The sequence below is a fragment of the Streptomyces sp. YPW6 genome (genome assembly GCF_018866325.1).
GTDB lineage: Bacteria > Actinomycetota > Actinomycetes > Streptomycetales > Streptomycetaceae > Streptomyces.
This window is the reverse complement of record NZ_CP076457.1, coordinates 5,882,190-5,900,828: the sequence shown is the minus strand read 5'-3', so window position 1 is coordinate 5,900,828 and position 18,639 is coordinate 5,882,190. Positions and strand designations below refer to the sequence as shown.

The 18,639-nt window shown below is 71.6% G+C and carries 17 protein-coding genes; 11 read left to right on the top strand and 6 right to left on the bottom strand.

The window, feature by feature from the left end; genetic code table 11:
* The first annotated feature begins 140 nt into the window (after nt 1-140).
* The 6 genes from KME66_RS25955 to ahcY are packed head-to-tail and all read left to right on the top strand — an operon-like array spanning nt 141 to nt 8,768.
* Complete coding sequence (locus KME66_RS25955) at nt 141-1,685, top strand: acyl-CoA carboxylase subunit beta (RefSeq protein ID WP_216329634.1); 1,545 nt, start codon at nt 141-143, stop codon at nt 1,683-1,685.
* Nucleotides 1,682-1,897 (top strand): acyl-CoA carboxylase subunit epsilon, encoded by a 216-nt coding sequence (locus tag KME66_RS25950; protein ID WP_216326521.1) that lies wholly within the window; start codon nt 1,682-1,684, stop codon nt 1,895-1,897. The genes KME66_RS25955 and KME66_RS25950 overlap by 4 nt, the downstream gene beginning before the upstream one ends.
* 38 nt (nt 1,898-1,935) lie before the next feature.
* Nucleotides 1,936-2,919, top strand: coding sequence for a carbohydrate kinase family protein (locus KME66_RS25945; protein WP_216326518.1), 984 nt, complete (start codon nt 1,936-1,938; stop codon nt 2,917-2,919).
* Nucleotides 2,916-6,425, top strand: a complete 3,510-nt coding sequence (metH, locus tag KME66_RS25940; RefSeq protein WP_216326515.1) for a methionine synthase — start codon at nt 2,916-2,918, stop codon at nt 6,423-6,425. The genes KME66_RS25945 and metH overlap by 4 nt, the downstream gene beginning before the upstream one ends.
* Complete coding sequence (gene metF / locus KME66_RS25935) at nt 6,422-7,327, top strand: methylenetetrahydrofolate reductase [NAD(P)H] (RefSeq protein ID WP_216326513.1); 906 nt, start codon at nt 6,422-6,424, stop codon at nt 7,325-7,327. Before metH ends, metF begins: the two co-directional genes overlap by 4 nt.
* On the top strand, nt 7,305-8,768 hold the full coding sequence (gene ahcY, locus KME66_RS25930; protein ID WP_216326510.1) for an adenosylhomocysteinase: 1,464 nt from the start codon (nt 7,305-7,307) through the stop codon (nt 8,766-8,768). Before metF ends, ahcY begins: the two co-directional genes overlap by 23 nt.
* 154 nt (nt 8,769-8,922) lie before the next feature.
* On the opposite strand, the gene KME66_RS25925 is transcribed toward ahcY, so the two are convergent.
* Entirely contained in the window at nt 8,923-9,879 is a 957-nt protein-coding gene (locus KME66_RS25925; protein ID WP_216326507.1) for a ScbA/BarX family gamma-butyrolactone biosynthesis protein, read from the bottom strand.
* 221 nt (nt 9,880-10,100) lie between these two features.
* Between KME66_RS25925 and KME66_RS25920 the strand changes: the two genes are divergently transcribed.
* On the top strand, nt 10,101-10,775 hold the full coding sequence (locus KME66_RS25920) for a ScbR family autoregulator-binding transcription factor (RefSeq protein ID WP_301184507.1): 675 nt from the start codon (nt 10,101-10,103) through the stop codon (nt 10,773-10,775).
* A gap of 64 nt (nt 10,776-10,839) precedes the next feature.
* Here the strand turns inward: KME66_RS25920 and KME66_RS25915 are convergent, their stop codons facing one another.
* The 4 genes from KME66_RS25915 to KME66_RS25900 all read right to left on the bottom strand — a co-directional run bounded on the left by KME66_RS25915 (nt 10,840) and on the right by KME66_RS25900 (nt 13,474).
* The gene (locus KME66_RS25915; RefSeq protein WP_301184506.1) at nt 10,840-11,604 is read right to left on the bottom strand and encodes an SDR family oxidoreductase; all 765 of its coding nucleotides are present in this window, start codon (nt 11,602-11,604) and stop codon (nt 10,840-10,842) included.
* 136 nt (nt 11,605-11,740) lie between these two features.
* Entirely contained in the window at nt 11,741-12,394 is a 654-nt protein-coding gene (locus KME66_RS25910; protein WP_216326502.1) for a ScbR family autoregulator-binding transcription factor, read from the bottom strand.
* A gap of 57 nt (nt 12,395-12,451) precedes the next feature.
* A complete protein-coding gene (locus tag KME66_RS25905) occupies nt 12,452-12,937 on the bottom strand; it encodes a hypothetical protein (RefSeq protein ID WP_216326499.1) in 486 nt (161 codons plus the stop codon).
* A gap of 327 nt (nt 12,938-13,264) precedes the next feature.
* Complete coding sequence (locus KME66_RS25900) at nt 13,265-13,474, bottom strand: hypothetical protein (protein ID WP_073218083.1); 210 nt, start codon at nt 13,472-13,474, stop codon at nt 13,265-13,267.
* A gap of 78 nt (nt 13,475-13,552) precedes the next feature.
* Here KME66_RS25900 and KME66_RS25895 point away from each other — a divergent pair, with 78 nt between their 5' ends.
* The 3 genes from KME66_RS25895 to KME66_RS25885 all read left to right on the top strand — a co-directional run bounded on the left by KME66_RS25895 (nt 13,553) and on the right by KME66_RS25885 (nt 16,905).
* Nucleotides 13,553-14,755 (top strand): bifunctional adenosylcobinamide kinase/adenosylcobinamide-phosphate guanylyltransferase, encoded by a 1,203-nt coding sequence (locus KME66_RS25895; RefSeq protein WP_073218807.1) that lies wholly within the window; start codon nt 13,553-13,555, stop codon nt 14,753-14,755.
* A gap of 117 nt (nt 14,756-14,872) precedes the next feature.
* Nucleotides 14,873-15,994 carry a nicotinate-nucleotide--dimethylbenzimidazole phosphoribosyltransferase gene (gene cobT / locus KME66_RS25890; protein WP_073218086.1) on the top strand — a complete coding sequence of 374 codons (1,122 nt, stop codon included), beginning with the start codon at nt 14,873-14,875 and terminating at the stop codon, nt 15,992-15,994.
* A gap of 143 nt (nt 15,995-16,137) precedes the next feature.
* A complete protein-coding gene (locus KME66_RS25885) occupies nt 16,138-16,905 on the top strand; it encodes a hypothetical protein (protein WP_216326496.1) in 768 nt (255 codons plus the stop codon).
* Here the strand turns inward: KME66_RS25885 and KME66_RS25880 are convergent.
* Entirely contained in the window at nt 16,803-17,567 is a 765-nt protein-coding gene (locus KME66_RS25880) for a hypothetical protein (protein ID WP_073218089.1), read from the bottom strand. The genes KME66_RS25885 and KME66_RS25880 overlap by 103 nt on opposite strands.
* Nucleotides 17,568-17,655: 88 nt before the next feature.
* On the opposite strand from KME66_RS25880, the gene KME66_RS25875 reads away from it, so the two are divergent.
* Nucleotides 17,656-18,438 (top strand): adenosylcobinamide-GDP ribazoletransferase, encoded by a 783-nt coding sequence (locus KME66_RS25875; protein WP_216326491.1) that lies wholly within the window; start codon nt 17,656-17,658, stop codon nt 18,436-18,438.
* Nucleotides 18,439-18,639: the final 201 nt, after the last annotated feature.

Genomic DNA, 18,639 nt, shown 5'->3' with positions numbered 1-18,639 from the left:
CCCACCGCCCGAAAGGATCGTCCATGAGCATCGTCGAGGAGAGACTCCCGGCGCATCCGCCGCACGACGCGACCGGTGCGCCGCGGCCCACCCGGAACGCACCGGCCACGCACGCCGACGAGGACCCGCGTCGGCCCGGCATGCGCGAGCGGGTCGCCGAACTGGCGGCCCTGCGGTCGCGGGCGCACAGCGGGCCGAGCCCGAGGGCGACCGAGGCGCAGCACGCCAGGGGCAAGCTCACCGCCCGGGAGCGCCTGGAACTCCTCTTCGACGAGGGGACGTTCACCGAGGTCGAGGGGTTCCGGAGGCATCGCGCCACCGGCTTCGGCCTGGAGGCGAAGCGTCCGCACACCGATGGTGTGCTCATCGGATGGGGACAGGTCGAGGGGCGGCGCGTCTTCGCCTACGCGCACGACTTCCGCGTCTTCGGCGGGGCCCTGGGCGAGGCGCACGCCGAGAAGATCCACAAGATCATGGATCTGGCCGAGGCCGCCGGCGCACCGGTCGTGGGCCTGTGCGACGGAGCGGGCGCCCGCATCCAGGAAGGCGTCACGGCGCTGGCCGGCTACGGCGGCATCTTCCAGCGCAACGTACGCAACTCCGGAGTGATACCGCAGATCAGCGTCGTCATGGGCCCGTGCGCGGGCGGTGCGGCCTACTCCCCCGCGCTCACGGACTTCGTGTTCATGGTCCGGGGGACATCCCAGATGTTCATCACCGGGCCCGATGTGGTCGAGGCGGTGACCGGCGAGCGGATCAGCCACGACGGCCTCGGCGGCGCCGATGTCCACACCACCACCTCGGGCGTGGCGTCGTTCGTGTACGACGACGAGGAGAGCTGCCTCACCGAGGTGCGGTACCTGCTCTCGATGCTGCCGTCCAACAACCGCGAGCTGCCGCCGCGGACCGAGGCCCGCGACCCGGTGGACCGGCGGTGCGAGGCCCTGCTCGATCTGGTGCCGGCCGACCCCAACCGCGCCTACGACATCCGCCGGGTGATCGAGGAGATAGCCGACGACGGCGACTTCTTCGAGATCCACGAGCGCTGGGCGACGAACGTCGTGTGCGCGCTCGTCCGTCTGGGCGGCGAGGTGGCCGGAGTCGTCGCCAACCAGCCCTCCACGCTCGCCGGGGTGCTCGACATCGACGCCTCGGAGAAGGCGGCGCGTTTCGTCCAGATGTGCGACGCCTTCAACATCCCGCTGGTCACCCTGGTGGACGTTCCCGGCTTCCTGCCGGGTGTCGACCAGGAGCACGGGGGCGTGATCCGACACGGCGCGAAGCTCCTGTACGCCTACTGCAACGCCACCGTCCCCCGCGTATCGGTGGTGCTGCGCAAGGCGTACGGCGGCGCCTACATCGTCATGGACTCCCGGTCCATCGGCACCGATCTGGCCCTGGCCTGGCCGGTCAACGAAATCGCGGTGATGGGTGCCGAAGGCGCGGCCAACGTCGTCCTCCGGCGTGAGATCGCCGCGTCCGACGACCCGGAGAGCACCCGGGCCGAACGGATCGCGGAGTACCGGCGCGAGCTCATGCACCCCTATTACGCGGCCGAACGCGGCCTGGTCGACGATGTGATCGACCCCGCCGAGACCCGCACCCGCCTCATCGGGGCGCTGGCCGTTCTCCGCGGCAAACACGCGGCGCTGCCCAGCCGCAAGCACGGGAACCAGCCGCAGTGAGCTCCGGCATCCGTGTCCTGCGCGGCAACCCCGACCACGCGGAGCTGGCCGCCGTCACCGCGGTGCTGCTCGCCCTCGCACAGCGGGGCGGAGCGTCGCCGCGGCCCGCGCCCGCGCGACCCGGCGCCGCCTGGGCCCTGCGCCCGGCGGCGCACCGGACGGCCGGAGCCTGGTCCTCGGCCCCGCGCCCCACCTGGCAGCCGTCCCTCTGACCCGCGCCCTTCCCCCATCAGGTTCAAGGAGAAACGCCGTGCGTATCGCCGTGACCGGCTCGATCGCGACCGACCACCTCATGGTGTTCCCCGGTCGCTTCGCCGACCAGCTGCTCACCGATCAGCTCGAACGGGTGTCGCTGTCCTTCCTGGCCGACCGGCTGGAGGTCCGGCGCGGGGGTGTGGGCGCCAACATCGCCTTCGGTCTCGGCCGGCTGGGGCTGCGGCCCCTCCTCGTGGGGGCGGCGGGCGCCGACTTCGCCGACTACGGGCAGCGCCTGCGGGCCGCGGGCGTGGACACCTCTTCCGTCCGGATCAGCGAGAGCCTCCACACCGCGCGCTTCGTGTGCACCACGGACGACGACCAGAACCAGATCGCCACCTTCTACGCGGGGGCCATGGCGGAGGCCCGCCTGATCGACCTCGGCGCGGTGGCACGCGCGGCGGGACGCATAGATCTGGCCCTGGTCGGTGCGGACGACCCGCGGGCGATGCTGCGGCACACCTCGCTCGCCCACGACCTGGGCATCGCCGTGGCCGCCGACCCCTCCCAGCAGCTCGCCCGCCTCGACGGCGAACAGACCAGGCGCCTGGTGGACGGCGCCCGCTGGCTGTTCACCAACGAGTACGAGGAGGCTCTCCTCAAGGAACGGACCGGCTGGAGCGAGCAGGAGGTCCTCGACCGGGTCGGGAGCTGGGTCGTCACCCGCGGTGCCACGGGCGTGACGATCACCTCGCGCGACGGGGACCGCGTCGACGTCCCCGCGGTACCCGCGGACACCGTCGCTGATCCGACCGGTGTGGGCGACGCCTTCCGTGCCGGGTTCCTCGCCGGCGTCGCCCGGGGACTGCCCGTGCGGCGCGCGGCCCAACTCGGCTGCGCGCTGGCGACGGTGGTCATCGAGTCGGTCGGCACCCAGGAGTACAAGCTGCTCGGCGCCGACCTGCTCGCCCGTATCGACCGGGCGTACGGCGGCGAAGCCGCCCGGGAGACAGAACCGCTGCTGGTGGGTGTCTCATGAGCGACACCCGGACCCGCCGCGTCGACGCGCTCCGCGAGGCGCTCGCCACCCGTGTGGTGGTGGCCGACGGGGCGATGGGCACCATGCTCCAGGCGCAGGACCCCACGCTGGAGGACTTCGAGCAGCTCGAGGGCTGCAACGAGATCCTGAACGTCACCCGGCCCGACATCGTGCGGTCGGTCCACGAGGAGTACTTCGCGGTCGGCGTCGACTGCGTCGAGACCAACACCTTCGGCGCGAACTTCGCCGCGTTGAGCGAGTACGACATCACCGGGCGCACCTTCGAACTGTCCGAGGCCGGCGCGCGGATCGCCCGCGAGGCCGCCGACGTGTCCACCACGCGGACCGGCCGGCAGCGCTGGGTCCTGGGCTCGATGGGCCCCGGCACCAAGCTGCCCACCTTGGGCCACGCCTCGTACACGGTTCTGCGCGACGCCTACCGGACCAACGCCGAGGGCATGATCGCGGGGGGTGCCGACGCCCTCCTGGTGGAGACCACCCAGGATCTGCTGCAGACCAGGGCGGCGGTGCTCGGCGCGAAACGCGCGCTGGCGGATGCCGGGCTCGAACTGCCCCTCCTCGTACAGGTGACGGTGGAGGCGACCGGCACGATGCTCCTCGGCTCCGAGATCGGGGCCGCGCTGACCGCCCTGGAGCCGCTGGGCATCGACCTGATCGGCCTGAACTGCGCCACCGGTCCCGCCGAGATGACCGAGCACCTGCGCTACCTCGCCCGCCACGCCCGGACCCGGATCTCCGTCATGCCGAACGCGGGTCTGCCGGTCCTGGGCAGGAACGGCGCGCACTATCCACTGTCGCCCACGGAACTCGCCGACGCCCAGGAGACGTTCGTCGCGGAGTACGGCGTGTCCCTGGTGGGCGGCTGCTGCGGCACGACCCCGGCGCACCTGCGCCAGGTCGTCGAGCGGGTGCGGGATCTGGTGCCGGCGGTGCGCCGGCCGGTCCCCGAACCCGGTGCCGGCTCGCTCTACCAGAGCGTGCCCTTCCGGCAGGACAGCTCATACCTCGCCATCGGGGAGCGTACGAACGCCAATGGGTCGAAGAAGTTTCGTGAAGCCCTCCTGGAGGGCCGCTGGGACGACTGCGTGGAGGTGGCTCGCGACCAGATTCGGGAGGGAGCGCACCTGCTGGACCTGTGTGTCGACTACGTGGGCCGCGACGGCGTGGCCGACATGGCAGAGATCGCGGGAAGGCTCGCCACCGCGTCCACGCTGCCGATCGTGCTGGATTCCACCGAAGTCGAAGTGATCCGGGCCGGGTTGGAGAAGCTGGGGGGCCGCGCCGTCGTCAACTCGGTGAATTACGAGGACGGTGACGGTCCGGAGTCCCGGTTCGCGCGGGTCAGTGCTCTGGCGGCGGAGCACGGGGCTGCGCTGATCGCGTTGACGATCGATGAGGAGGGGCAGGCCCGGACGGTGGAGACGAAGGTCGCGATCGCGGAGCGGCTGATCGAGGACCTGACCGCCAACTGGGGCATCCGCGAGTCCGACATCCTCATCGACACCCTGACGTTCACCATCTGCACGGGGCAGGAGGAGTCGCGGGGCGACGGTATCGCGACGATCGGGGCGATCCGGGAGCTGAAGAAGCGCCACCCGCAGGTGCAGACGACGCTGGGTCTGTCCAACATCTCCTTCGGGCTGAACCCGGCGGCCCGGGTCGTGCTGAACTCGGTGTTCCTGGACGAGTGTGTGAAGGCGGGGCTGGACTCCGCGATCGTGCACGCCTCGAAGATCCTGCCGATCGCCCGGCTGGAGGAGGAGCAGGTCAAGGTCGCCCTCGACCTCATCCACGACCGCCGGGCCGAGGGGTATGACCCCCTGCAGAGGCTCATGGAGCTGTTCGAGGGCGTCAACATGAAGTCGATGAAGGCGGGCAAGGCCGAGGAGCTGATGGCCCTCCCGCTGGACGAGCGGCTCCAGCGCCGCATCATCGACGGCGAGAAGAACGGCCTGGAGGCCGACCTCGACGAGGCCCTCCAGCACACCCCCGCCCTCGACATCGTCAACAACACCCTCCTGGAAGGGATGAAGGTGGTCGGTGAGCTGTTCGGCTCCGGCCAGATGCAGCTGCCGTTCGTCCTGCAGTCCGCCGAGGTCATGAAGAGCGCGGTGGCCCATCTGGAACCGCACATGGAGAAGTCCGACGACGAGGGCAAGGGCACCATCGTGCTGGCCACCGTGCGCGGTGACGTCCACGACATCGGCAAGAACCTCGTCGACATCATCCTCTCCAACAACGGCTACAACGTCGTCAACCTCGGTATCAAGCAGCCCGTCTCCGCGATCCTGGAAGCCGCCGAGGAACACCGCGCCGACGTCATCGGCATGTCCGGACTCCTGGTCAAGTCCACCGTGATCATGAAGGAGAACCTCCAGGAGCTCAACCAGCGCAAGATGGCCGCCGACTTCCCCGTCATCCTGGGCGGCGCCGCCCTGACCCGGGCCTACGTCGAGCAGGACCTGCACGAGATCTACGAGGGCGAGGTCCGCTACGCCCGCGACGCCTTCGAGGGCCTGCGCCTCATGGACGCCCTCATCGGCGTCAAGCGCGGCATCCCGGGCGCCGCCCTGCCCGAACTGAAACAGCGCCGCGTCCCCAAGAAAGACACCGGCACCGCGGTGCTCCAGGTCGAGGAGCCCGAGGGCCCGGTGCGCTCGGACGTCTCCACCACCAACCCCGTGCCGGCCCCGCCGTTCTGGGGCACCCGGGTCGTCAAGGGCATCCCGCTCAAGGAGTACGCCTCCTGGCTCGACGAGGGCGCCCTGTTCAAGGGCCAGTGGGGCCTCAAGCAGGCCAGGACCGGTGACGGGCCGACCTACGAACAGCTGATGGAGAGCGAGGGACGGCCCCGTCTGCGCGGCTGGCTCGACCACCTCCAGTCCAACAACCTCCTCGAAGCCGCCGTGATCTACGGCTACTTCCCCTGCGTCTCCAAGGGCGAGGACCTGATCCTCCTCCACGAGGACGGCTCCGAGCGCACCCGCTTCACCTTCCCCCGCCAGCGCCGCGGCCGCCGCCTCTGCCTCGCGGACTTCTTCCGCCCCGAGGAATCCGGCGAGAGGGACGTCATCGGCCTCCAGATCGTCACCGTCGGCTCCCGCATCGGCGAAGCCACCGCCGACCTCTTCGCCGCCAACTCCTACCGCGACTACCTCGAACTCCACGGCCTCTCCGTCCAGCTCGCCGAAGCCCTCGCCGAGTACTGGCACGCCCGCGTCCGCAGCGAACTGGGGATCTCCACCGGCGATCCCGACTCGCTGGAGGCGGTGCTCCGCACCGAGTACCAGGGATGCCGCTACTCCCTCGGCTACCCCGCCTGCCCCGATCTGGAGGACCGGGCCAAGATCGCCGACCTCCTCCAGCCGGAGCGGATCGGCGTCCACCTCTCCGAGGAATTCCAGCTCCACCCGGAACAGTCCACCGACGCCCTCGTCATCCACCACCCGGAAGCGCGCTACTTCAACGCCGGAGGCCGGCCATGAACACGCTGCGCGAGGTCCTCGCGAGCAGGGCGCCCTCGTTCTCCTTCGAGTTCTTTCCGCCCAGGACCGACGCGGGGGCAAGGACCCTGTGGAACGCCATCCGCCGGATCGAGGCCCTGTCCCCGACGTTCGTCTCGGTCACCTACGGAGCCGGGGGATCGTCACGGGACCGCACCGTCGAGGTGACCCGGCGCATCGCGACGGACACCACGCTGCGCCCCGTCGCCCATCTCACCGCGGTCGGGCACTCGGTGACGGAACTGCGCCACATCATCGGGCAGTACGCGGACGCCGGGGTGCGCGATGTGCTCGCGCTCCGCGGCGATCCCCCCGGAGATCCCAACGCCGTGTGGACGGCGCACCGCGACGGCTTCACTCACGCCCACGAACTCGTGTCCCTGGTACGGGAGTCGGGTGATTTCAGCGTCGGTGTCGCGGCGTTCCCCGAAAGGCATCCGCGCTCGGCCGACTGGGACACCGACATCCGGCACTTCGTCGCCAAGTGCCGGGCCGGTGCCGATTACGCCATCACCCAGATGTTCTTCCGCGTCGAGGACTACCTGCGGCTGCGGGACCGGGTCGTGGCCGCGGGCTGCGACACCCCGATCATCCCGGAGATCATGCCGGCCACGGACGTACGGCAGATCCGGCGGTTCGCCGAACTCAGCGGCGCCGCCTTCCCCGAGGAACTGGCCCACCGGCTCGAAGCGGCCCGCGACGACCCGGCCACCGCCCACCGCATCGGGGTCGACCACGCCACCGCCATGGCCGGCCGGCTGCTGGCCGAGGGCGCGCCCGGACTGCACTACATCACGCTCAACCGCTCCACGGCGACGCTCGAAATCCACCGCAACGTGACCAACTCAAGGAGTGCTCAGCATGACCTCTCGGTCCGCCCGTGACTTCAGCGACTTCAAGGTCGCGGATCTCTCTCTCGCCCCGTTCGGGCGTAAGGAGATCACGCTTGCCGAGCATGAGATGCCCGGTCTGATGTCGATCCGTGAGGAGTTCGCCGCTGCCCGGCCGCTGGCTGGTGCCCGGATCACCGGTTCGCTGCACATGACGGTGCAGACCGCTGTGCTGATCGAGACCCTCGTCGCCCTGGGTGCGGAGGTCCGGTGGGCGTCCTGCAACATCTTCTCCACCCAGGACCACGCGGCTGCCGCGATCGCGGTCGGTCCGGAGGGTACTCCGGAGGCTCCTGCGGGTGTCCCGGTGTTCGCCTGGAAGGGGGAGACGCTGGAGGAGTACTGGTGGTGCACGGAGCAGGCGCTGACCTGGCCGGGTACTCCCACGGGGGGCCCGAACATGATCCTGGACGACGGTGGGGACGCCACTCTCCTTGTTCACAAGGGTGTGGAGTTCGAGAAGGCGGGAGCGGTCCCGGACCCGTCGACGGCGGACAGTGAGGAGTACGCCCACATCCTGACTCTGCTGAACCGGACTCTGGGTGAGGCCCCGCAGAAGTGGACGCAGCTGGCGTCGGAGATCCGTGGTGTCACGGAGGAGACGACGACGGGCGTCCACCGCCTGTACGAGATGCACCGTGACGGCTCCCTCCTGTTCCCGGCGATCAATGTGAACGACGCGGTGACGAAGTCGAAGTTCGACAACAAGTACGGGTGCCGTCACTCCCTGATCGACGGGATCAACCGGGCCACCGATGTTCTGATCGGCGGGAAGACCGCTGTGGTGTTCGGGTACGGGGATGTGGGCAAGGGGTGTGCGGAGTCGCTGCGGGGGCAGGGTGCCCGGGTGATCATCACGGAGATCGACCCGATCTGCGCGCTGCAGGCGGCGATGGACGGTTATCAGGTGACGACGCTGGACGAGGTGGTGGAGACGGCGGACATCTTCATCACCACGACGGGCAACAAGGACATCATCATGGCCAAGGACATGGCCCGGATGAAGCACCAGGCGATCGTGGGGAACATCGGCCACTTCGACAACGAGATCGACATGGCCGGTCTGGCCCGGATCGAGGGTGTCGTCAAGGACGAGGTCAAGCCGCAGGTCCACACCTGGACGTTCCCCGACGGCAAGGTTCTCATCGTGCTGTCCGAGGGCCGTCTGCTGAACCTGGGGAACGCGACCGGGCACCCCTCGTTCGTGATGTCGAACAGCTTCGCCGACCAGACGCTCGCGCAGATCGAGCTGTTCACGAAGCCCGAGGCGTACCCGACCGACGTGTACGTGCTGCCCAAGCACCTCGACGAGAAGGTCGCCCGTCTCCACCTCGACGCCCTCGGCGTCAAGCTCACGGCCCTGCGCCCCGAGCAGGCGGCGTACATCGGCGTCGAGGTCGAAGGACCGTACAAGCCCGACCACTACCGCTACTGACGGCCGGAGGAAGAAACACCCGGCAAGGAACGGGTAGAGGGGCCGACAGGCCGGCGCCTCGGCCCGGCGTCCCCGGCCCCCCCGACTCGCCGACTCGCCGGGATCGAGGACGAACCCGGCGGGTCCCCCGCCGCACCTGGGGCGACGGGCATCCTCAACTCTCCGCACCGGCGTTGACGGTGACCTTGCAGTCGGCGACGGCGGCCCCGCCCTGGTGGAAGGCGACGGACAGTGCCTCGCGGCCGGGGCCGGCCCGGTGCCGGCCCGAGGTCGAAATCAGACAGGGCGAGTCGAACTCCACGTACCGGTGGAACTCGGCGTCGCAGCCGACGAGCAGCCCGTCCGGGCACCGGAGCGCGTCGAGCGCGGCCTGGCGCGCGGCCTCCATGAGCACCATGCCCGGGAGGTGGTCGACCGGGTGGTCGAACAGCACCGGGTGGTCGGGGTCGGCACGCAGCGCACGGGCGCCGTCACGTGTTTCCGCGGCCAGGACCACATCGAACTCACAGGTGCGTCCGACGAGTTCGGGGCTGATGGCGGCGGGCAGGGAGCGCGGAGGCGTCGCCTCCGTGTAGTCGCCGCGCAGTCGGCGGTAGACGGCGGGGTTGACGCACTTCGCCCCCACGCTCCCCGATCCGACACGGCGTCCGTTCCGGTGGGCCACCACGTCGTAGGCGTACCCGGAGACGGTGCCTCCGCGGCGGACGACATCGCGGAGCGTCACATCGAGCACCACATGGGCGGGCCCCCGGCCGAGCTGGACGCCTTCCTCGGCGATGTCGAAGGACATGGTCTCCGTGAGGAAGGAGAAGCCGAGCGGTATGCCCAGGGTCTCGTGGGCAAGCAGCAGTCCGGCCTGGCGCATGGCCTCCGCGAAGAGCATCGGATCGTGCCACCGACCGGCGACGGCACCGTAGTAGCTGTGGCCGCGCGACCACTGCGCTCCCATGCGGAGGCGGTCGCCCCCACCGGATCTGACCCCCGTCAGCAGCACCTCCGATATCGCCGCCCGGTGCACCAGCGCCCGGGGAACAGCCTGGTCGAAGAGCCCTGACTCGTCACCCTCGATCTCCAGGAAATCCGGGCGGTCGGCTTGTATGGCTACGGTCATCCTTGGCCTCCTGGCATGTGCGCGATTCGCGGCATTACATGGCTTGAGCAGGACAAACGTCGGGCAACGCGGCCCGGGAATCTCTCATGGAGCGAGCTATAGCGTACTAGGTGGCTGGTTTTTTTTGGCAAGAGGAAGGAAGATTGCCATCAGTGGTAGCTGCGGTGATGGCCGGGAGGATGGAAGACCACCATCCGCATCGCGGCGGACAGGAGCGGGAAGTGGCGAGAGCACGGCAAGAGCGGGCAGAGGTGACCCGCGAGGCGATCCTGGAGGGCGCGGCGGAGGCGTTCGACGCGGCGGGCTTCGGCAGCACCAGCCTCAGCGAGATCGCGCAGCGGGCCGGGGTGACCAAGGGGGCCCTGTACTTCCACTTTCCGTCGAAGGAAGCCCTGGCACACACCCTGATGACGGATCAGTTCGACATCACGTCCCTGCTCGCCCGGACCGAGCGTCCGGGCGTTCAGACGGCCATCGACCTCACGCACCACATGGCCGCCGAACTGCGTGGCAGCGTCCGTGTCCGGGCCGGGATCAGGCTCGTGATCGAGCTCGGCTCGTTCACCGACCCGGACCCCACGCTCTACAACAACTGGATCGACACAGTCCGCGACTCCCTGGCCCCCGCACAGGGCCGCGGTGACGTGAAACCCGAGGTCAGCGTCACCGACGCCGCCATCTACATCGTCGGGGCCTTCGCCGGCGTGCAGATCACCTCGCAGGTCCGGACCGGGCGCGAGGACCTGCACCAGCGGGTGACCGACATGTGGACCTGGTTGCTTCCCGGACTCGTGCCCGCTCGCAGGCTCGCCCGGTTCGACCCGGCGGGCTCGCCCGAGCTGCGTACCGGGATCGACGCGCCGGCCGACGACCGGCAGGCCGTGTCGCTCGCCTGAGCTGTCACCGCCGCGGCGCCGGCTCACACCGTGCGGTGTGTCCGAGCGCCGCGGCGACGGCGGTTCAGAGCTTGGACCCGCCGGAGGCGTCGATGCACTGGCCGGTGATCCACCGGGCTCCGTCGGAGGCGAGGAAGGCCACGACGTCGGCGATGTCCGACGGCTGCCCCAGGCGGTCGAAGACGGACCACGAGGCCAGCTCGGCGGCCCGCTCGGGGGCGGCCCGCCGGGCGGCGTTCATCTCGGTCTCCACGAAGCCCGGCTCGACCGCGTTCACGGTGATACCGCGGCCGCCGAGCTCCTTGGCCAGGGCGAGGGTGAAGGTGTTCATCGCCCCTTTGGTCATCGCGTACACGACGGACTCCGGGAAGGCGATCCTGGTCGCCGCCGACGAGATGTTGATGATGCGCCCGCCGTCACGCATCCGCTTCAGGCCCTGCTGGACCAGGAAGACCAGGGATCTCGTGTTCACCGCGAAGATGCGTTCGTACAGCTCCGGGGTGACGTCGTCGATCCGCGCCGACCCGCTCACCCCCGCGTTGTTGACCAGGATGTCGAACTCGGGGCCCCACCCCTGACGCGCGAGACCGAGGTCGAATCCGGCGTAGAACTCGGCCACATCGCCCGGCACGCCCAATTCGGCGCGCATCCCGAAAGCCCGGCCGCCGTCCCGTCGTATCAGCTCGACCGTCTCCCGGGCCGCGTCCTCACTGTGCCCGTAGTGGACCGCCACCCGCGCGCCCTCCCGGGCCAGCTTCCGGGCGACGCCGCGCCCGATGCCGCGACTCCCGCCGGTGACCAGCGCCGTCTTCCCCGTGAGCATTCCCACTGTCCGACTCCCCTTCACCCCATGCGTCGATGCGATGGAATGCGGCAGACGGCCTCCAGATGTCACGCCGCTCCGGGACCGACGCACCGCACCGATGGCGCTGCGGCACGTGGGGCCCCGACCGGCGAGACACCTCCTAGCGCTCCACGTCGACACGCACGGCGCCCTCGGGCGGGGCCCCGGTTCTGACCAGCCGCTCCGAGTCCCCCGCGGTCAGCAGGGGCAGGACGAGCCCCCACAGATCGCTCAGCCACTTCTCGGCGTCCTGCCGGGAAGCACCCATCCAGGCGAGGGCCTCGACACCGGCGACGGCAGCGGTGACCAGCGTCCGCGCCGAGACGTCGGCCACCGTCCTGCCCAGCTCACCGCCCTTGCGGGCGTCGTCCAGGAGCTGCCACAGGCGCCCGAGCCACAAGGGGTAGAAGTCCAGAGGCGTCGGTTCCCGGTGCGTGCGTTCACGAGTGATCCGCACGCTCGCGCGTACGAACGCGTTCTCGCGCAGCAGGTCGTTGAGGGAGTGCGTGATGTCGACGAGCGCTTGCAGGCGGGAGACACCGGGATCGTGCAGATCTTCCACGAGGGTCTCCAGGACGTCCCTGCCGCGAGCTTGCACCACGTCGGCAAGCTCATCCTTGGTGGCGAAATGGAAGAACAGCGCCCCTTTGGTCACTCCGGCCGACTTGCTGACATCGGCCAGGGTGGCCCTCACGAACCCCTGCTCGGCGAATTGTTCGGCTGCTGACATCACCAACCGCTCAAGGGTCCGTTCGGAACGTTCTTGCTTCGCCATGGATATCCTCGCGTAGGAACAGTACCGGTCGCATGGTTTCGCGGAAATCGCCGAAGATCAGCCGGCCCTGGCCGGGGTCCTCGCCACGCGTGAGGGCCCCGACGGACCGCCCCGCGACTCCGCGCGTCGCACCGGCAGGAGGTAGGCGGCGTCCGCGAGGTCCGCGAGGACCTGGGCGACCCCGAGCCCCCGCAGCTGGGCGGCCAGCGGCCGCAGTTCCCGCCAGGAGTCGCCGCCCGTGCCTCCCACGAAGACCGGACGGGCCAGCGAGCCCGACGTCCTCAGCTCCGCGAGGCCCGCCAACTGCGCTGCCACGGAACGGACTCCGGTCGCGCAGACGAGGAGCAGCGCCTGCGCGTCACGGCGGCGCGCCAGCTCGGCGGCGGCCTGCTCCAGGGTGACCCCCATACCGAGATTGACGGTCTGGACGCCTCGGCAGTTCAGCCTCATCGAGGCCAGCAGGCTCTCCGTCGACGAGGCGGCCTCCCCCATCACCCCGACCACCACGAGCCGCTCTCCGGGTCCACTTTCGAGATCACTCATCGCTTCTCCCCTCCGCAAGCCCGCCACATACGCCGGAACCCGCCGCCCGACGACCCTCCGGAGCGACCGGCACATCGTAAAAACCGGTCGAACGGTATGTCAATAGAAACCGGTCGAACGGATTTTTATGGAAGGACAGGGATGGCGGAGCCGGATGACACCGCCGGCGGCACGGCCGGACCGGACGCCGACGCGCACAGCGGTTCCGGGCCACCCGGCATCCCGGGGCGGCCACCCGGCATCCCGGGGCGGGCACGCGGAAGGGGCGGGCGGTACGGGAGATCCCCGTACCGCCCGCCCCTTCGCGCCGGTCGTCGGCGCCCGGCCTCAGGCTCCGTCGGCCTGCAGGCTCATCGGACCGTAGATCTTGGTGGTGTCCTCGAAGAGCGTCACCTGTGCGGCACCGCCCTCCAGGAGTTCCTTCCAGTGTTCACCGATCCAGGACTCCGCGTCGCCCTGGGTGGTGAACTCCTCCGGCTGCAGCGCCGGCTCCGTCTCCGTACCGTCGGACTTCTCGAACCGCCACGTCCACGCCATGTCCGCCTCCTGGGTCACGTTGCTGCCCGAAGCCTAGCCGGGCGGGCGGGCGGAGCGGGGACACGGGAGGATCAAGGTGTGGAACTGACACTGCTCGGCACCGGAGCCCCCGACGGGCTGCCGCGCCCCTCCTGCCCGTGCGCGGTCTGCGCCTCGGCCCGCGGCCCGTGGGCGCGGGCGGCGACGGCCCTGCTGGTGGACGACGCGCTGCTGCTGGACCTCACCCCCGGCGCGATGTTCGCGGCGGCCAGGGCGGGGCGTTCGCTGGCCGCGGTCCGCCAGGTGCTGCTGACCCATCCGCACGACGGTCCCGCCGTCGAGCTGCCCGCCCTGCTGCCGCCCGCCGGGCGGGTCCCGGACGGCCAGGTCCTGACGCTGATCAGCGGGCACCGGGTACGGGCCGTGGCGATGGACGCCCCGGGGACCGGGTACGAGGTGACCTCCCCGGAGGGCGACCGGCTGCTCTACCTGCCGCCGGGCGCGGCTCCCTCCGGACTGCCGGAGCGGGCGGAGCGGCCGTACGAGATGGTCGTCCTGGACGTGATCGGGCGCCCCGACGCGGTGGCCCGGCTGCGGGCGGTGGGCGCGGTCGGGGCGGCCACCGAGGTGATCGCGGCGCATCTGGACCACGACGCCCCGCCGGGCCCGGCGCTGGAGCGGCGGCTCGCGGCAGCGGGGGCACGGGCGGTGCCGGACGGGACGACGCTGGTGGTGGGCGAGTACCACGCGGTGCCGGACGTGCCGCTCCGTGTGCTGGTGACGGGGGGCGCGCGGTCGGGGAAGTCGCTGGAGGCGGAGCAGCGTCTGGAGACGTTCCCGGAGGTGGTGTACGTGGCGACCGGCGGCCGTCGCGACGGGGACCCGGAGTGGGCGGCCCGGATCGGACTGCACCGGGAGCGCAGGCCGGGCGCCTGGCGGACCGAGGAGACCTGCGAGCTGACGGGGCTGCTGGGGGCGGACGGCCCGCCGCTGCTGATCGACTGCCTGTCGCTGTGGCTGACCGACGCGATGGACCGGGTGGGTGCCTGGGAGGACGAGCGGTGGCACGACGGCGGGGAGGCGGTGTTGCGGGAGCGGGTCGCGGAGCTGGTCGCCGCGGTGCGCGCGACCCGGCGGCCGGTGGTGCTGGTGACCAACGAGGTGGGGTCGGGGGTGGTCCCGGCGACGGCGGCGGGGCGGCGGTTCCGGGACGAGCTGGGGCGGCTGAACGCGGCGGTGGCGGCCGAGTGCGAGCAGGTGCTGCTGGTGGTGGCGGGACAGGTGCTGGTGCTGCGGGGGTGAGGGGCTGTCAGCACGTGCGGGCCCCGGCTGCCGCGGGCCGGGCGGTACTGTTCCCGGGGGCCCGCCGCCGGGTTCCCGGACCCGGATCCGACCTGACGACCCGCGAGGCAGACCTCCGTGAACCTGGACGACTTCTCCGACCTGATCCAACGCCCCGACGGGGGTGTGCGGCGCGATGCCGAGGAGCGGCGCGAGCGGCTGACCGTCCCCCCGGGAGCGCTCGGGCGCCTGGACGAGCTGGGCGAGTGGCTCAGCGCCGCGCAGCAGTCCGTGCCGGTCAGGGCCGTCGAGCAGCCGCGGCTGGTGCTCTTCGCCGGTGACCACGGGGTGGCGGAGCTGGGAGTCTCGGGCCGGCCGGCGGGCGGCGCGTACGAGCTGGTGCGGGCCGTCCTGGACGGGGCGAGCCCGGCCGCGGTGCTGGCCCGGCGGTTCTCGGTGCCGACGCGGATCGTGGACGTGTCGCTGGACTGCGATCCGGAGCTGCTCCCCGAGTCCGTGGTGCGGCACCGGGTGCGGCGGGGTTCGGGGCGGATCGACGTCGAGGACGCGATGACCGTCGAGGAGGCCGAGCAGGCGATCCGCCTCGGCATGGCCGTGGCCGACGAGGAGGCGGACTCCGGCACCGACCTGGTGGTGCTCGGCGACCTCAGCGTGGGCGGCACGACGGCCGCGGCCACGCTGGTCGCCGCGCTCTGCGGCACGGACGCCTCCGTGGTGACCGGGCGCGGCGGTGCGGGCATCGACGACCTGGCGTGGATGAGGAAGTGCGCGGCGATCCGGGACGCGTTGCGCCGGGCCCGGCCGGTGCTGGGCGACCAGGTGGAGCTGCTGGCCGCGTCGGGCGGGGCGGACCTGGCGGCGATGACGGGGTTCCTGCTGCAGAGCGCGGTGCGCAGGATGCCGGTGATCCTGGACGGGGTCGTCTCGGCGGCCTGCGCGCTGGTGGCGCAGCGGGCGGCGTTCCGGGCGCCGGACTGGTGGCTGGCCGGTCAGGTCAGCGGGGAGCCCGCGCAGACGAAGGCGCTGGACCGGATGGCGCTGACGCCGCTGCTGGACCACGGTGTGACGGTGGGCGAGGGCAGCGGTGCGCTGCTGGCCCTGCCGCTGGTGCGGGCCGCGGCGGCGCTGGCCGCCGAACTCCCGGAGCGCGAGCCGGAGAAGGCCGGGGGCGAGGAGGAGGCCGACGCGGCGGGGGCGTCGCCGGAGGCCGAGGGCGCGGCGGCCGTCGACGGGGCCTGAGAGCCGCAGGTTCCGACGCGCGGACGAGATCGGCGTCACTCCGGCGCCGCTGAACTTCGCGCCGCCCCGGTCCGTCTTCGGGAGGGATCCGACCGAAGCACCGACCGACCGGGGGCCCGTTCCATGCTGTTCGTGAAGAGCGGATGACCCCTCTCGGCGTGCTGCGCCGGGCGGCGGTGCGCGAGTGGGGCCGGCTGTTCGCTCCCGTACGGCAGCGGTTCGCCGCGCACGGGGTGCGGGCCCTCGCGCTGACGCCGGCCGCGGTGACCCTGACGGCCGCCGTCCACCTGGCGCAGAACCGGGCGTGGGGGTACGGGCCGGTGCGGGCCCTCGGAGCCGTCCGGGCCGAGGACCCGCTCCCGCTCGCTCTGCTGCGTACCCCGCTCTCGCTGTTCGTGCCCGCTCCGGATCTGCCGGTGTGGGGCGCGCTGGCGCAGATCCTGCTGGTGTTCGGGGTGGCCGAGGTGTGCCTGGGGCGGTGGCGCACGCTCGCGGTGGCGTACGGGGCGACGCTGGCGGGGACGCTGTACGCCCGGATCGGCGTGGCCCTCGGGCCGGGGACGTTCCTCGGGCTGCCCGCGTCCGACGCGCGGGTGGTGGACACCGGTCCCTCGGCGGCGGTCGTCGGGCTCGCGGTGTACGTCTGCTTCCGGCGGCGCGCCCGGTTCACCGGGGTGCTGGTGGTCCTCGCGATGGTGGTGGAGGTCCTGGTCAAGGACAACCTGGCGGGCCGCGAGCATCTGGCCGCCATCGCCGCCGTCCTGGTGGTGTGCGGCGTACGGGAGTGGCGCGGGGCGCGGCGCGGCGGTCAGGACCTGGGGGCGGGCGGCAGCGGGACCCGGTCCGGGGCGCCGCCGATGAGGTCCTGGAACTTCCGGCGCGGCCCGGCCCAGCGCACGTCGTGGTGGTAGGCCCGCAGCATCGCCCGGGAGCGGGCCCGGTGGCGGTGGCGGTAGAAGCGGCGGGCCCAGGGCGAGGTGGGGCGGGCCAGCCGGATCGCGCCGACCAGCGCGACGAACGGGACGAGGGTGCCGAGCACCGCCATCCGCAGCTTGCCCTTGAACAGGGAGATCAGGACGAAGCAGAAGTTGATCACGTAGGTGGTGATGAGGCCGAGCCTGCCCTGCTGCTCCTCGTCGGTGACGTTGTCGACGCCGAGCGGGGAGAAGCCCGCCAGGACCAGCAGCACCAGGGAGGCGGTCAGCACCACCACCTCGACGCTCTGGCGGCCCTCCTCGGTCCAGTACACATCGTCCAGGTGCAGGATCAGGGCGAACTCGTCGAGCACCAGGCCGGCCCCCACCCCGAAGATCACCGCGCACACTCCGGCGGCCACCCCGTGCCGTCCGCTCGCCACCGCGCCGAAGCCGCCGACGACCGAGAGGACGACCCCGGGCACCACGTGGTGGATGTGCATGCCGCCGGGGGTGATGTTGCGGAACGGGCCCTTCCCGGCGCGGATCATGCGGGTGATGGTGCGGGTGATCGCGAAGGTCAGGATGAAGGCGGCCAGCGCGAGGAGCAGCGGCAGCTTGCCCGGCTCGGTGATGTTCTCGTACCACCAGTGACCCATGCCACCCACTCCCGATACGTCAGGTTTCGCGGTGTTTCGCGCGTTTCGCCCAATCTATCGCCGCGGCCCAGCGGCTAGCCTGCGCGCGGTGACCTCCCTGAACAGCCACGGCATACGTTTCGCCTTCGGCACCCTGACCGTGCTGCCGGTCCGGGTGACCCGCTGGGACCGCGCGACCGCCCGCTCCGGCATGCTCGGCGCCCCGCTCGCCGGGCTGGTCGTGGGGCTGCTCGCCGCCGCACTCGGCTCGCTGTCGCTGCTGGCCGGCGCGGGGCCGCTGCTCGCGGCGGTGGCCTCCGTCTCGGTACCGGCCGCCCTCACCCGGGGGCTGCATCTGGACGGCCTGGCGGACACGGCGGACGGCCTCGGCAGCGGGAAACCGGCCGAGGACGCGCTGCGGATCATGAAGCAGTCCGACATTGGGCCGTTCGGTGTGATCACGCTGCTCCTGGTGCTGCTGGCGCAGGTCGCGGTCCTCTTCGAGCTGTACGGGGAGGGCTGGGCGCACGGCGCCCTCGGCACCGTCGTCGCGGCCGTCGCCGCCCGTCTGGCGCTCACCCTGGCGTCCCGTCAGGGCGTCCCGGCGGCGCGGCCGGAGGGGCTCGGGGCGATGGTGGCGGGCACGGTCCCGGCCGGGCGGGCACTGCTCGCGGCGGCGGTGACGGTGGCGGCGTGCGCGGCGGCGGGCGCGCTGCTCGGGCCGTCCGGGGCGCTGCGCCACGGGCTCGCGGTGCTCGGGGCACTCGCCGTCGCCGAGGTGCTGCTGCGGCACTGCGTGCGGCGGTTCGGCGGGGTCACCGGGGATGTCTTCGGCGGCGTCGAGGAGGCCGCGGCGACGGCGGCGCTGGTGGTGCTGGCGCTCGGGGCCTGACGGCGCCGCAGAGCCCGCGGGGGGCACTTTCGCGACCGCCTTACCGGTCGGAAAGACCGCCGGGAAGGCCCGCCGCCGTCCCGGAGCAGGAACTGCGCGCGTAGGCTCATTCCCGGCACATCGTCGGGGCGTCTACGATGCGCCGGGCACGGCCGGCCCACCCCTCGGCCGAACTCGAACTCAACGGAAGCGAGATTTCAC

Excerpts from the sequence above, each read along its gene's own strand:
- KME66_RS25925 (WP_216326507.1), bottom strand. The coding sequence starts at position 9,879 with ATGACCGTAGCCATACAAGCCGACCGCCCGGATTTCCTGGAGATCGAG.
- KME66_RS25905 (WP_216326499.1), bottom strand. The coding sequence starts at position 12,937 with ATGAGTGATCTCGAAAGTGGACCCGGAGAGCGGCTCGTGGTGGTCGGG.
- KME66_RS25910 (WP_216326502.1), bottom strand. The coding sequence starts at position 12,394 with ATGGCGAAGCAAGAACGTTCCGAACGGACCCTTGAGCGGTTGGTGATG.
- metH (WP_216326515.1), top strand. The coding sequence starts at position 2,916 with ATGAGCGACACCCGGACCCGCCGCGTCGACGCGCTCCGCGAGGCGCTC.
- KME66_RS25900 (WP_073218083.1), bottom strand. The coding sequence starts at position 13,474 with ATGGCGTGGACGTGGCGGTTCGAGAAGTCCGACGGTACGGAGACGGAG.
- ahcY (WP_216326510.1), top strand. The coding sequence starts at position 7,305 with ATGACCTCTCGGTCCGCCCGTGACTTCAGCGACTTCAAGGTCGCGGAT.
- KME66_RS25885 (WP_216326496.1), top strand. The coding sequence starts at position 16,138 with ATGACCCCTCTCGGCGTGCTGCGCCGGGCGGCGGTGCGCGAGTGGGGC.
- metF (WP_216326513.1), top strand. The coding sequence starts at position 6,422 with ATGAACACGCTGCGCGAGGTCCTCGCGAGCAGGGCGCCCTCGTTCTCC.
- KME66_RS25955 (WP_216329634.1), top strand. The coding sequence starts at position 141 with ATGCGCGAGCGGGTCGCCGAACTGGCGGCCCTGCGGTCGCGGGCGCAC.
- KME66_RS25880 (WP_073218089.1), bottom strand. The coding sequence starts at position 17,567 with ATGGGTCACTGGTGGTACGAGAACATCACCGAGCCGGGCAAGCTGCCG.